Source organism: Paenibacillus sp. FSL K6-1330 (assembly GCF_037976825.1).
Taxonomy (GTDB): Bacteria; Bacillota; Bacilli; order Paenibacillales; family Paenibacillaceae; genus Paenibacillus_AQ.
This window is the reverse complement of record NZ_CP150269.1, coordinates 6,151,406-6,165,739: the sequence shown is the minus strand read 5'-3', so window position 1 is coordinate 6,165,739 and position 14,334 is coordinate 6,151,406. Positions and strand designations below refer to the sequence as shown.

12 protein-coding genes are annotated in these 14,334 nt (G+C 47.3%); 10 read left to right on the top strand and 2 right to left on the bottom strand.

Annotated features, from left to right (window positions below; genetic code table 11):
• Positions 1 to 323 precede the first annotated feature (323 nt).
• Both NYE54_RS28100 and NYE54_RS28095 read left to right on the top strand, forming a co-directional pair.
• Positions 324 to 2,126, top strand: a complete 1,803-nt coding sequence (locus NYE54_RS28100) for a hypothetical protein (protein ID WP_339267790.1) — start codon at positions 324 to 326, stop codon at positions 2,124 to 2,126.
• 543 nt (positions 2,127 to 2,669) lie between these two features.
• On the top strand, positions 2,670 to 3,251 hold the full coding sequence (locus NYE54_RS28095) for a hypothetical protein (protein WP_098748743.1): 582 nt from the start codon (positions 2,670 to 2,672) through the stop codon (positions 3,249 to 3,251).
• A gap of 159 nt (positions 3,252 to 3,410) precedes the next feature.
• Here NYE54_RS28095 and NYE54_RS28090 read toward each other — a convergent pair whose 3' ends face one another.
• The gene (locus tag NYE54_RS28090; RefSeq protein ID WP_339267788.1) at positions 3,411 to 4,571 is read right to left on the bottom strand and encodes a hypothetical protein; all 1,161 of its coding nucleotides are present in this window, start codon (positions 4,569 to 4,571) and stop codon (positions 3,411 to 3,413) included.
• Positions 4,572 to 5,057: 486 nt separating this feature from the next.
• Here NYE54_RS28090 and NYE54_RS28085 point away from each other — a divergent pair, with 486 nt between their 5' ends.
• The 5 genes from NYE54_RS28085 to NYE54_RS28065 all read left to right on the top strand — a co-directional run bounded on the left by NYE54_RS28085 (position 5,058) and on the right by NYE54_RS28065 (position 10,163).
• Positions 5,058 to 5,870, top strand: coding sequence for an undecaprenyl-diphosphate phosphatase (locus NYE54_RS28085; RefSeq protein ID WP_076324692.1), 813 nt, complete (start codon positions 5,058 to 5,060; stop codon positions 5,868 to 5,870).
• A 137-nt stretch (positions 5,871 to 6,007) separates the two neighbouring features.
• Positions 6,008 to 6,643, top strand: coding sequence for a pyridoxamine 5'-phosphate oxidase family protein (locus NYE54_RS28080; protein WP_339273685.1), 636 nt, complete (start codon positions 6,008 to 6,010; stop codon positions 6,641 to 6,643).
• Positions 6,644 to 6,722: 79 nt separating this feature from the next.
• Positions 6,723 to 7,928, top strand: coding sequence for a phosphoenolpyruvate hydrolase family protein (locus tag NYE54_RS28075; RefSeq protein ID WP_339267785.1), 1,206 nt, complete (start codon positions 6,723 to 6,725; stop codon positions 7,926 to 7,928).
• Between the two features lie 127 nt (positions 7,929 to 8,055).
• Entirely contained in the window at positions 8,056 to 9,267 is a 1,212-nt protein-coding gene (locus NYE54_RS28070) for a Tm-1-like ATP-binding domain-containing protein (protein ID WP_339267784.1), read from the top strand.
• Between the two features lie 65 nt (positions 9,268 to 9,332).
• Positions 9,333 to 10,163 (top strand): phosphoenolpyruvate hydrolase family protein, encoded by an 831-nt coding sequence (locus NYE54_RS28065; RefSeq protein WP_098748738.1) that lies wholly within the window; start codon positions 9,333 to 9,335, stop codon positions 10,161 to 10,163.
• Between the two features lie 181 nt (positions 10,164 to 10,344).
• Here the strand turns inward: NYE54_RS28065 and NYE54_RS28060 are convergent, their stop codons facing one another.
• Positions 10,345 to 10,521 carry a hypothetical protein gene (locus NYE54_RS28060; protein WP_179090683.1) on the bottom strand — a complete coding sequence of 59 codons (177 nt, stop codon included), beginning with the start codon at positions 10,519 to 10,521 and terminating at the stop codon, positions 10,345 to 10,347.
• 369 nt (positions 10,522 to 10,890) lie between these two features.
• On the opposite strand from NYE54_RS28060, the gene NYE54_RS28055 reads away from it, so the two are divergent.
• The 3 genes from NYE54_RS28055 (at position 10,891) to NYE54_RS28045 (ending at position 13,695) form a co-directional block, all read left to right on the top strand.
• Entirely contained in the window at positions 10,891 to 11,868 is a 978-nt protein-coding gene (locus tag NYE54_RS28055; RefSeq protein ID WP_339267781.1) for a LacI family DNA-binding transcriptional regulator, read from the top strand.
• 151 nt (positions 11,869 to 12,019) lie between these two features.
• Positions 12,020 to 12,946 (top strand): prenyltransferase, encoded by a 927-nt coding sequence (locus NYE54_RS28050; RefSeq protein ID WP_339267779.1) that lies wholly within the window; start codon positions 12,020 to 12,022, stop codon positions 12,944 to 12,946.
• A 17-nt stretch (positions 12,947 to 12,963) separates the two neighbouring features.
• Complete coding sequence (locus tag NYE54_RS28045; RefSeq protein ID WP_127593381.1) at positions 12,964 to 13,695, top strand: DUF6081 family protein; 732 nt, start codon at positions 12,964 to 12,966, stop codon at positions 13,693 to 13,695.
• Positions 13,696 to 14,334: the final 639 nt, after the last annotated feature.

Genomic DNA, 14,334 nt, shown 5'->3' with positions numbered 1-14,334 from the left:
ATCTGGGTAAAAATTTATAGCAGTTAAACTAACAATTTGCCCACGATTGTGATCAAGTTATCGCAATATAAGTAATATGATCGCATCGGCAAAGAACTCTGTTGGCTAAGGCTAACGGGGTTCTTTTAGTATGGTGATCGTCAAGGTGCGCATTGCTCATATCGACTTGGCTTAAATGTCAAAGCGAATTGGAAACCAGTTCCATTGCATCAGAAAATTATGAGATTTGTTGGATATCAATTCCAGGGAATCCAATGAATAATGAAAAGGAATTGAAGAAATTGACAATCTCACAAATATCATTTGCTAATGGAGGTAGGATTGTGTTTAGAAAATATTCACGATTATTGATGGCGTGTTTTGCCGGATTGCTGCTGATGTTCGGATTAATGCCCGGATTAAGCCACGCGGCTACCGATACGGCGCAGTCAACTGTCGAATGGTCCAGGGATTACGGGAGTAACTCCGCAGGGAATGATGTGATCCCGACTTCTGATGGCGGCTATATAGCCGTTGGAGGTATCTTCGAGGCTGGAAAGTATCAAAAGGCTTACATTTTAAAGCTTGATGCAGAGGGCCAGGTTGAATGGGAACAGAAGCCTATGTATCCTACTACGAATAGTATGGCATACCGGGTCATTGAGACGAAGGACGGCGGATATCTCGTAGCCGGTAACACGAATTCAGAAGACGTACCGATTGTTGGTCAGCTGTATATAATCAGACTGGATTCATCGGGCAATGTATTATGGGAGAAGGTACAGGATGATACAATTCATAGTACCCCGACTGCAATTGTCGAAACGGAGGACGGCGATTTTTTTATAGCCGGGAGTGGGTCCGTAGGCTGGGTTGCCTATGAAAAAGCCTATATTTTAAAGATCGATATAAACGGTGAGACGTTGTGGTATAACAAATACAATTATACAGACAGCGTAGAGTTTAACGACCTTATTCCGGCAAATGATGGAGGGTACATTGCCGTTGGCGGCGTAGGCCGGGCAGAATATGAAACGGGAGACCTGGATGCGATGCTGATGGTCAAAATTGATGATCAAGGCAAAGAAGTCTGGTCGAAACAATTCAAGGACCCAGATAGCCGCTGGACTGCATTTTCCATCACTGCTTCGGAAGATGGGGGTTATGTCATTGGCAGTGAAAAACGTATCGACCGCAATCGTGTGAATGCACTTACCAAGTTGGACCTGAACGGACAGGTACAATGGGAAAAAACGTATCGCGACGGGATGAATTCCGAATTTTTTAAACGTCTTGTCCACACAAAAGACGGCTACGCCATGCTGGGAGAACATATTTCTAACAACAGTCTGGATTACAAAAGGCAATACGATGTGCTGAGCGTCGATGGGAACGGCCAGTTTATTAGCAGGGAATTGTTTAAGGGCCCTCCCATCTACCTCGGTGGAAGTGCAGCGGTAACACCTGACGGCGGATTTATTTTTCCGGGAACCGTTGTACGGGGGGACGTGAAGAAGTTCCAGCTTATGAAGCTGTCGCCTTCAGCGGACAGGCCAGTCGAACGTACGCTGACGGGCATCTCGTTTACGGAAAAGGAAAAGAAATTGAAAGCAGGTACAAGCGTCTTTACCGTGCTTCAAGCGGTTTATTCCGACGGTACAAACAGCGATTTGTCCAGCGCCGCGGATTATGTATCGGCGGACAGCGCCATCGTGGAAATCGACGCATTGGGCCGGATTACAGGGCACGAGCCGGGGAACAGCTATGTCGAAGCAGCTTACGAAGGTTTCACAGCCAGATTGAGCATTACCGTGTTCCCGGAAGACTCGGACGAATTCGAACCTGTCTCTGGCTATATCAAGCTGGATTCTGACGAGTATTCGCTTGCGGAAGGCACGATGCTCGACTTGAAGGTCATATTGCGTAACTATATTAACCCAAACGAAATCGACATCACAAGGCAAACAACATTCATCAGTGATCATCCGGATATAGCCGAGGTGGATAAGGAAGGAAACCTGATCGGACATAAGCCGGGAAAAACCCAGATCTATGCCCAGTATAAGGGAAGCATCATTTCGGCCAACGTGCTGGTGGTCCGTTCATCCATTCCGAATGAGAGTGTGCAGTCAGACACCTTAAAGTGAATTCCGCTTGACGATTTTGCAGTGTTTTTGTAATGTATCTCACTGATTCCATACTTCTTTCAATACCGGTAGGAATAATCATCTTAGGACCTGCTTGCTAAGATACTTCTTACCCTCGGTTTCATACGAAGCATTTGGATACATTTTGTGTAATGTATGCTGTCAGTTTGACTGGTTCTTTTATAGGTTATGTAACAAGCAAAAAAACAGTAAAAAAGTAAACAGGAATATTTTACTTATAACTCAGTTACATACATTACCGTAAGAATTTGCTTACGAGAGAGCGTGTGCCGATACTCAATCGGCGCACTTTTTTACATTTTGAATCAAAAGAATGAAACAGTTACCTTATTAGGGCCTAATGCTAATGCAACCGTGTTTAGTTACAAGAGAACAACTGGTATTTTTAATGCCTATTATGACTATTCTGTTGCTCAGCGGGAACCGACACATTTAAAAATCGTAATATTACTTCTCCTTCAACCTATGATAAAGGTGAATTAAAGTACAAATGGGGAAATTAAAAAATAGGAGGATTATGAAATGAAGATGTTGCTAAAAAAGAAAAGCATAATTCTTTCACTGGCTTTGGTTATTATCCTTGCAGCAGCTTGTTATTATTATTTTGCCATTTATAATTCTGTTCGCGATGTAAGAACTCACCCAGATTATAAGGGGTACTCAACGGGAGAAGCACTATTTTCTGATGCCCAGTTGATTGTTATCGGAAGGCCCATTAAGGACTTTGAAGATCGTGAAATGACGATTAGAACACTTGAGAATGATATACCTGTGGATTTTTATACGTTAACCGAGATTGAGGTTGAAAAGGTTTTGAAAGGCTCTGAGGAAGACGCGAGTAACCTGAAAGTAATAGAACCCATTGCTCTGAAGCAAACGCTATCAGGTAAAGAAAAATTAGCAATTGGGGATTATACTGAAATGAAGAGCGGCAGCAGTTATATCATATTTATGAAAAAAAATACTTATGGACAATATAGCGTAATTAATTTGCAAGCTGGTAAATTCAATTTGGATGGGACTGATCCAGATGATGTGTATGATGAAAGCGAAAACAAACAAAATATTTTTTCGGAATTGAAAACCTCTCAATATCTGCAGTAGAGAGCTTTATGCAACTCGTTCAAATAGGTTAGAAAAAAGTAACCAACCCGAATGCATGGCAAAGATTGATAAGAATTATGTCTTCGAGGGGCCTCATACAAAAAGAAAAGCCCAAAAATGGGCTTAGGATAAGATAATAGAGCATCTATTCTTAACAAACTATTCCGTCTTCTCAAGCGTGGACACACCGATAAGAACAGAATTCGTGGTTCCGCCACTTACATTCTCAAATGAATAAAATGTTGCCGGCACTCCTCGCATCGTGACATAATCGTCTTGCAGAATATCACCGGTAGAGTGGGCATAAAAACCGATAATGGAGTTATCGTTATCATCTATGATGTGTATTTCGGCAAGGGTAATACCCTCTTCGACTTCATCTTCAATGATATCAACAACGTATCCACTTACCTCGATCATCTGATCCAAATAGGGACTCAGATTTTTGTTGAGGTGGCGGGACGTAATATTTGGATCGACTTCTGCCTTCGCTTTCTTTTGAGCTTTAGGTGTAAGCGCTGGAAACAACTCATAATGCTGAACAAAATAGTTATAGGTGACCTCGTCTAGAGCTCCGTCTTCAATTTCAATTGGGATAACATAAGCCATGATTTCAGCGAAAAGGTTTTCTTCCGTTAATCCTTCGACATTACTGCCAGCGTTAGCATTCGCATCTTCCACCTGATTACTAACTTTAACGATTTCGAACGAGTCCATTATGTTTTGGACACTCGCTTTTCCTCCATTATCGTAGGCTGTCTTGGAATAGGAAATGGAGAGCGTGTAAAGCTCATTGCCGTTTGAGGCAAAATATTGGGTCAATATCACTTGGACATTTGACTCTCCATGAGTGTATTCAGATTCCAGAATCCCCGCTGCCTTCTTGGGAATGTCGATGTAGTTCAGTTTTTTGAAATCTTGGATTAATGGTCCCCCATCTCCATTGGTTAAACCTTGAACGGCAGCGTTAGCTGCTTCCTCTGGAGTAGCTGACGATTCCTCGATAACGACATTTAAATTATCAACAAAAGCTCCTTGGGGGTTAGGATTTACGAATGCCGCAATGACTTGAGGGATGTTAAGCTCTGCATCCTTCCAAGTCGAAGGGTAGGAAAAGGAAAAATTCTCCCCTTTAAATGATTGAGTCTTGTTAGGTTCTTCATTCTTTTCCTTATTGTCAGAGGCGGTGTTTTTTGCCGCTTCATTTTCCGGGGTTGAAGGGGGGGACGAAGTTTCGGCTGCGTCTTTCCCTGAACTGCATGCAGTCAACATGACCAATAACAACAGGATGAACAGAGCTGATTTTGCCAAGCGTTTCATTTCTTCTTCTCATTTCTTGAGTCCCTATCGGCTAGGGGATTTGCTTGCACGGAAATTTTCCGTCGCTTGTTGTTAACCCGTTAAAACAGGAATATTATAGAATAGTCTATCAGAACTAGGTATATATTTCTATGTTTAAAGCGAAAGAGTAAGGATATTGTAGAATTATAGAAGTTAATGGGAGAATCGAACTATTCCTTGTGAATATTAGCCTTTCTCATGTCTCACCATAGTGATTAAAGGAGTACTCACAACTTTTTATGTTCCCCTAATGAAGCTTTAAGGTTTCATTAAGCTGCATATCTTAAGATGGAATCACCTCTTAACAATAGATTAGGAGCCCCTCTAATTCCGTGGTTAGAGGGGCTTCTCTTGTTTACATATCTTTTTTGTCCATTCGTGGTTTGATTATTGCAATTTTTTTGGGCTATGATAGACTAGTATTTTTTATAGCAATACAAATGTTGTAAAGAGAGTAGGAGAGTTATGGAAGATTTCATCTTGTGGTTGAAGTACTTGCTGCTGGGTATCGTGCAGGGGGTTACGGAGCCGATTCCGGTATCCTCCAGCGGTCATTTGATTGTCGCGCAGAGACTCATGGGCATGGAGCAGAATGGACTGTCGTTTGAAATTCTGACTAATACGGCATCATTAATTGCGATTGTATTTATCTTTCGCAAGGATTTGCAGAGACTGATCGTGAACGGCCTAAGTTATTTGCGCACACGAAAACCGGAGTATAAATCCGATTTCATGTTTATTCTGTATATTATTGTAGGTACGATTCCGGCCGTCATTATCGGTCTGTTGTTCAAGGATCAGATTGAAGAAATATTTGCCTCTGTACGTACGGTAGGCGTTGCGCTGCTGTTCACGGGGGTCGCTCTTTGGCTGATTCGGAATCTTCGTGGACGCAAGCTGGACAATGACCTGTCATTCAAGGACGCGCTTATCGTAGGTTTAGCCCAGGCGGTTGCGCTGATCCCGGGTATTAGCCGATCCGGTTCGACCGTCATTACGTCGATCGCTGTGGGGATGAAGCAGGAGACAGCGCTTCGGTTTTCCTTTATGCTGTATATTCCTATAAGTCTCGGCGGCATGGTGCTGGGCGTGTCGGATATCACATCGGATCCCAACTTTTCTTCGTTGCTAATCCCTTATCTGATTGCGTTCATTGCTACATTGATCTGTACCTATTTTGCGATGAAATGGTTCATGAATATCATGGCGCGCGGGAATCTGAAGTATTTCGCTTATTATTGCTTTGTTGTCGGTATTTTGCTGCTTGTCTTCTTATAAGAATGGAGAAGGGCTCCCATAAGTTCTTTGAACTTGGGGGGGCTTCTTTTCATACGTTGGGAGAGGACTAGAATCAGAATCCGCTGGGATATAAGAAGAAGGTTTGAGGGGTAACTAAAAAAGGGAGAGTGATTATGATGACAAAATGTCCTTTTCGGTCCATCATTACATCGGAGGAGGAGCTTCGGGACCTGTTCGGCGAGTCCAATCATGTGGTCAAACATAAGGCGATTGATCGATTGGATCATCACTGTAAAGATTTTATTGCCAAGAGTCCATTGCTATTTATGTCTACTTCGGACGCATCCGGTTACTGCGATGCTTCGCCGAGGGGAGATGCGCCGGGGTTTGTGCATGTGATGGATGAATCCTGGTTGATTATTCCGGAACGGCCGGGCAATCGCCGCTTTGATTCACTGCGAAATATTTTGTCCAACCCTAGGGTCGGCATCGTGTTTGTCATACCGGGATTGAAGGAGACACTGCGAGTCAACGGCAGTGCCGTTCTGATCAGGGACGAAAACATTTTGGAGCAGCTCAGCGTACAAGGCAAACAGCCATGGCTTGGCATCGGAGTACGGGTTGAGGAATGTTATATGCACTGCGCAAAAGCCTTCATACGGTCCCAAACATGGAATCCTGATTCCTGGATATCAGGCGAGCAGCTGCCGAATCCGTCCCGGATCATTGCGGATCATGTGAATCAAGATCGTGTGACGGAGGAATCAGTTACTCAAGGATTACGGGACAGCTACAACAAGCGTCTCTATTGATATTCATTTATAATAGATGTAGCGACATAGGGAAACGATATAAATGACGGTCAGATTGAAGATAAGGGGACCAATAGCTTTGATAACGACCAGAGAACAAATTGTAGACCGATTACATAAAGGAATACAGACGCAGGAGCGACTGATTGGCGTTGCGGCAGGGGCAGGGATCTCGGCAAAATATGCGGTTAAGGGCGGGGCAGATTTGATACTGGCCCTGAATTCGGGCCGTTTTCGGCAGATGGGGCTTGGCTCCCTGGCGGGTTTCATGCCCTATGCGAACGGCAATGAAATGGTGATGGAATTCGGTTCGCGGGAGATTCTTTCGGTGGTCGGTGACATACCGGTGATCTTCGGTCTGTGCGGGACAGATCCAACCATTCAGCTTCCTGATTACTTGGCATCCATCCGCGGCAGCGGTTTTGCCGGCATAATCAACTATCCGACCGTGGGAATGATTGATGGACAGTTCCGTGAAGCCCTGGAGGAAGAAGGCATCACCTATTTGCAGGAGGTGGAGGCCATTCGGGCTGCCCATGAGCAGGATATGTTTACGATGGCCTTTGTTTTTACTCCGGAGCAGACGAAGTGGATGCTGGAGGCTGGGGCCGATATCATCTGCGCCCATTTAGGCGTCACGGCAGGCGGGTTGATGGGCACCACGAAAGCATGGTCGCTGGAGAAGGGGGCGGAAATCGCCAGAAACATATTTGAAGTAAGTGACGCTTCGGGCAGGCGGCCGATCAAGCTGGTATATGGCGGCCCCGTCCATACGCCGATCGATGTTCAGTATATGTATGACAACACGTCAGCCATGGGTTACGTGGGCGGTTCGAGCTTTGAACGAACACCGACGGAAGAGGCCATCGTGGATGCCACGTTTCGTTTTAAGGCAACGGGCCATCTGGAGCAGGATCGGCAACTGATGGAGAAGCTCTCGGGGCTCGAAGAGCCGATGGATTATGTTGCCTACGTGAAGGAATATGTTGCCGAGAATTACGCGGACTCCATTTCAATGAACGAGCTGGCAGAGCGTATTCATGTTTCTCGAACGCATCTGAGCGCGCTTTTTAACAGGGAAGTGGGATGCAGCTTTCCGGAATATATAGCTAAATACAGGATTCACAAATCACAGGAGATCATGAAGCACAGCAAACTGTCCCTGGGCAGAATAGCCGAGCTCGTGGGCTACCCTGACTATGTTCATTTCAGCAAAACCTTCAAAAAATACGCTGGAACTTCTCCCCAATCCTACCGTCAGCATCTGAAAGACAAATATACATAAAGATCGTACATCGATACGATCCTTTTTATTTGAAAGCGCTGTATTATGGTCTTGTAGGGATCCTATACCGGACCTGTCAGGACGGGTGCAAGCGATCCTGAGATGAGATATGGAGGAGGTCTGCACGGTGAAGACGGTAGCTATTGCGGGGACATTTGATTCGAAGGGTGCCGAGTTTTCATACGTTAAATCCGTTATCGAGAGCTTGGGGCTAAAGACGTTTATGATCCACAGCGGTGTGTTTGAGCCGATGTTCACGCCGGATGTATCCAACATCGAAGTTGCAGCGGCAGCTGGTGTGGATATACGTGAGATTGCGGCTCGAAAGGACCGTTCCGCAGGGACTGAAGCATTGGCTCAAGGAATGGAAAAAATCGTACCGAAGCTGTATGCAGAGGGCAAATTTGATGCCATGCTGTCATTCGGCGGCACTGGAGGTACTTCGATCGTCACGGCGGGCATGAGGGCATTGCCGATCGGCGTTCCGAAACTGATGGTGTCCACGGTCGCATCCGGCAATACGGCACCTTATGTGGGGACAAGTGACATTATCATGTTCCCGTCCATCGTGGATGTATCGGGACTGAATTCGTTTTCCACCAAAATATTCACGAACGCGGCACATGCGATTGCCGGTATGGTTCAGTTCGAATCGGCGCCCCCGATGGATAAAAAGCCGCTGATTGCAGCGACGATGTTTGGGGTTACGACCCCGTGCATCGATTATGCCAGGGCGCATCTGGAGTTGCATGGTTATGAAGTGCTAGTATTTCACGCAACAGGTACGGGCGGACAAACGATGGAAAGCCTAATTGAGGCCGGATATATAGACGGTGTGCTGGATTTGACAACAACGGAATGGTGCGATGAGCTGGTGGGAGGCGTTTTGGCGGCTGGTCCGCATCGTCTAGAAGCCGCCGGTCGCTGCAAAATACCGCAGGTCGTATCAACCGGAGCGCTGGATATGGTCAATTTCGGTCCATATGATACCGTGCCGGAGGCATTCCGGGAACGGAATCTGTACAAGCATAACCCCTCGGTTACGCTGATGCGGACCACGGTTGAGGAGAACCGGCAGCTTGGGGAGTTGATTGCAGACAAATTGAATATGTCGCAAGGACCTACCGTACTGATGCTTCCTTTGCAGGGCGTATCGATGCTCGATGTAGAAGGTGAAGCATTCCATGGACCGGAAGAAGATAACATGCTCTTTGATACGTTAAAACAACGCATAGACCGTAAAACCGTTGAATTGATCGAGATGAATACCGACATCAATGATCAAGCTTTTGCCGTGGCTGCGGCCGATAAGCTGATGGAATTGATGAAACGGCAATAAGTCTGGCGCAGGTTACAGGTTTACACACTCATACTCAAGTATTCACACTGAAGGAGGACATGATCATGGCAATGACAACAAGAGCAGAAGTGTTAGCAAAATTAAAATCAGAAGTAGCAGCGGGTAAAGTATTATTGGGAGCGGGAGCAGGGACAGGCATCTCGGCCAAGAGTGCCGAAGCCGGTGGTGTGGACTTGATTATTATATACAATTCGGGGCGTTACCGGATGGCTGGGCGCGGCTCGCTCGCCGGACTGATGGCTTACGGAGATGCGAACCAGATTGTGGTGGACATGGGAAACGAGGTACTGCCGGTCGTGAAGCATACGCCAGTATTGGCGGGTGTTTGCGGCACGGATCCGTTCCGGATCATGGATATTTTCCTCAAGCAGCTTAAGGAGCAAGGATTTGCCGGTGTGCAGAACTTTCCGACGGTTGGCTTGATTGACGGCGTATTCCGGGCGAATCTGGAAGAGACGGGTATGGGCTATGATTTGGAGGTTGAGATGATCCGGAAGGCGCATGAGCTGGATATGCTGACTACTCCGTATGTGTTTGATGTCGATCAAGCGAAGAAGATGGCTGAAGCCGGAGCCGATGTCCTGGTTGCCCATATGGGCCTTACCACCAAAGGAACCATAGGTGCGAAAACAGCATTGACACTCGACGATTGCGTTGAAAAGATTCAAGCGATCTGTGATGCCGGTAAAGCCATTAACCCGGACATTATGATTCTGTGCCATGGTGGTCCGATTGCAGAACCTGAGGATGCGGCGTATGTATTGTCCAGAACCAAGGGAGTCGAGGGATTCTTCGGAGCTTCCAGCATCGAGCGTTTTGCCACCGAGGTCGGCATTAAGCAGCAGACAGAGGCATTCAAGAATATCTCGAAATAAATAGGTAGCCTGATACAGAATGATCGGAATCATATGGAATGAAAAGGACTCCCGGGAAGGGAGTCTTTTTTGGTGTACGGTGGGAAGGTAATCGGACTGATCGGGCTAAACTTGCATGTGGTTCCGAAAACGAGGCGTAAACAACCCATTTAGCATCCGGCGACGTGACCTGCGGTTTCGCTTAATCATCATCCTTGTGCTTGCTCTTGGATGCAGCTATAGCAAAGGCAATAATAATTATAGGAATGAAGATAAACCAAGGGATCGTAATTGTCGTCCCCAATAACAGGGCAAGCAGCAATAATACCACCATGCCAATGATCAAGTACAGGCAGCCTCTGCCGAACGTCTCCATCATCCATCAGCTCCTTTTGACAAGGATGACGTTATGGACAAGGTCTAAGTTTCACGAATCATGATAAAAAGGCAGAAGCCTTGCCCTTGCCATCACGCCCTTGCGGTCACGCTGACAATGAATGAAGGTTTCCACCCAACCTCAGTGTAAAGTATGAAAAGCATACCAGATCAAGTCTTCTTTTTATCGTTGTTCATCTTTTGCATTCATCTTGTAATCCTTCAGCGCGCTGAGATTAGCTCTGGAATTTCCAAGGGACGGTTTCTGATCGTAATACAACTGCCTTTTGCTACCGGGTTGCCTCTCTTTGAATAGGGTAAGCAATCATGATAGTATCAGGAAGGAACCAGTGGATGAAGGGGGCTTGAAGGAGTGGCTAATATTAAAGAGATTGCCAAGATGGCAGGCGTTTCGGTGTCAACGGTATCCCGGGTGCTGAACAATCATCCCTATGTCAGAGAAGATAAGCGGACACGCGTGTTGGAGACCATGAAACAGCTGAAATACGCCCGGAATATGAATGCGGTCCATCTGATTACAGGGAAAACGATGAATATTGCTATCATGCTGCCGTTTATTAATCATGCCTACTTCTCCTTGCTGATGGAGGGAGCCGGCCAAGAAGCGCTTGCCGCTAGCTATCGCCTGATCCTGTGCCAAACTGGGTATGCGCCAGATAAGGAAGTGGAAGTGCTGGAGATGCTGCGTAACCGCGAGATTGACGGCATCATTATTTTATCATCGGCCGTGACTCCAAAACAGATCGAAGCCTACTGCGCTTACGGACCGATCGTATGCTGTCAGGATGCGGGCGAACGATTATTTTCTTCTATATATATAAACCATGCGGAGGCATTTCGCAGTGCCATGCAATATTTGATAAAGCGGGGACATCGACGCATCGGCTTCACGGTGGGAAGACTGGACAGTCCGAGCACGAGAGCGCGCCAAGTGGCGTATGAAGAAGTGCTTAAGGAGATCGGAGAGCCTTACCGACAGGAATGGATATTGGATGGCTGTATCGATCTGGAGGACGGTGCGGCGATTATGGATCGACTGTCCGCTATGGAGGAACGTCCAAGTAGTTTGCTGGTAACGGGTGACCATGTGGCCGCCGGATTGATCTATGAAGCCGAGAAGAGAGGACTGTCCATTCCGCAAGAGCTCGCTGTCATCGGATTCGACAACCAGCCGATCGGTAAAATGCTGGGTCTCACCACGATTGATAACCGACTGTTTGATATGGGCTCCGAGGCCTTCAAGATGCTGTATGCGCATATTCAAGGGGAGCAGGAAGAGCCGATTCGCAAGGAGCTTGCCTTCGAGCTGATCGAACGTTCATCGGTATAATGGCTGCATAGCCAAGTTCTAACAAACGGATTACAAAGTTCGACAATTATGATATTCTTATTTATGCAAGTTCCATGTTTCACAACGTTAACGTCTGCAGCTGTCTGCAGGCGTTCTATTCTGTATTATAGAAGGAAAGGAGCATAACCAAGTGGATGCCCTTGAACAGTTTAAAAAAGCTTCCCGAATCAAAGTAATTCCTGTTATGCTGATTCCGGTTGCTTTGGGAGCACTCGGGGCTTATGTATGGACAGGTGAAGTTCATTTAGGCCTCTTTTTATTGACCTTGATCGGGAGCGGCGCTGCCCATCTGTTCTCCAATATGGTGAACGATTTGTGGGATTATAAGAATGGAACGGACACGGAAGCGCAGGAGCATGTGGATGCGATCTCCACGAACTCCGGTTTTCTGACGAAGGGCGTCTGGTCGCTCCGTAAATTCGAGATCGTTACCTGGACGCTGTTCGGGATTGCTGCGCTGAGCGGGATTATCCTCAGTTTGATCAGTGGCTGGTGGGCTTTCGTCTTCGGCGGACTTGGCGGGTTGATCGCTTATTTCTATGTCGCACCGCCAATTCAATTCGGATATCGCGGCAAGGGTTTCAGCGAGATTGCGATTCTGCTATCCTTTGGTATTTTGCCGGTGATGGGCGCATACTACGTTCAAACCTCACATATGGATGTCCGGGCGCTGCTGCTGTCACTGCCCATCGGGCTGCTGACCACGCTGATTTTGTTTAATCATCACTTTTTGCATTGGCAGGCGGACCGTCAGGCCGGGAAGAAGACCCTGGTTGTGGTATGGGGTGAAAAGAGAGCCCTGAACTTCTCTCGAGTTCTGCTGCTGCTGGCATGCTTGTCTTTGATCGCCTGCGTATTGGCCGGGGCGCTTCCGCCTTACGCATTAATTGCACTGCTTACGATGATTCCGTTGTATCTTGTCTATGGAAGACTGAAGGACAGCAACCGCTCCGAAGCGTATTTACCGCTGATGGGCGCCTCAACGATGACGACTATGCGCTGCGGCGGCATGCTGATCCTGTCATTGCTCATCCAGGGAATCATTCAGACTTTGTAAGGAAGAAGGGGAATTAGATGGAACAACAACGCGTTTTTGGTGATTTTCACTCTATCCTGTCCGAGACCGGGACTTGGAAGATCGGCGGTTTCCCGCTGCCGGACGGTTCATTCTGGGAATATCGCGAGCCGAATGCGGTCGTGATCGTCCGCAACGGCATCCTGTACGTGCGCGCGCCGCTGAGCCGCCAGAATGATCAGATCCAAATTCTCGATAATGCCAAGCATATGTATTATTCCAACGAAGAGGTGGAAGTGCCGGAATCCGGCGAGGTCACGTTCGAGCTGCAAATTCGGGCACGCACCCAAGGTACGGTTCCCGGCGACTTGTATGACGGCTATGTATCTTTGAATCTGCTTGATTTCAGCACGGGCGCAGCACTGGACTTTTTTGCTTCGAATGACAAGTATGCCAGCGTGTATGCCGTTCTGCCGTTCCCGGGTGTGCAGGTGCCGGAATCGGACAAGACCCGTTACTTCTGCATTTTCAAAGAGGAGGATACACACTTCACGCCGCGGGAATTCAACACATATAAAATCACGTATAACCGTGCCGAGGACGAAGCAATCTTCTACGTGAACGGCGAAGAGATCCGCCGGGAGAAGAACATCCCGATCAAGTTCAACAAATTCACTATCGCGCTTGGCATCATGACCGAAAAAGACCTTACGCCGCAGGGCAGCGTATCCGTGCATGGACAAACCGTCATTGCCGAATACTCTCCCGTAACGGTTACGATAAAAGAGTAGCACTTATATAGTAGTAAAAAGATCATGCTCATTTTTGTAGGCATGATCTTTTTTTGTGAGAGAAGGACGAGCTGCAGTAGTGCTCGTGCAATGTTACGAGGCCGTATCAGGGAAGGCTGCAAGCCCCCAAAAGGCCAAGGAAGCTAGGCCGACAAGCCTGTGAGTCCCAAGAATTCACAGCATGCCCGGCAATCCGGGTGTGAAAAGATCGGAGCCAGCCAAGAGTAGAAGATGTATCGTTGGAGGAAAGCAAGCCGATAGGCTTGCTTGATTAAGAGGGACAGCAATTGGGCACCAGCAGCCCCTACAAGCTAGGCCGACAAGCCTGTGAGTCCCAAGAATTCACAGCATGCCCGGCAATCCGGGTGTGGAAAGATTGGAGCCAGCCAAGAGTAGAGGATGTATCGGTGAGGAAAGCAAGCCGACAGGCTTGCTTGATTAAGAGGGACTGCACTGGGCACCAGCAACCCCTACAAGCTGTGCCGGCAAGCCTGTGAGTCCCCAAGGGGATTCACAGCAGGACCGGCAATCCGGGTGTAGAAAGATTGGAGCCAGCCAAGAGTAGAGGATGTATCGGTGAGGAAAGCAAGCCGACAGGCTTGCTTGATTAAGAGGGACTGCACTGGGCACCAGTAACCC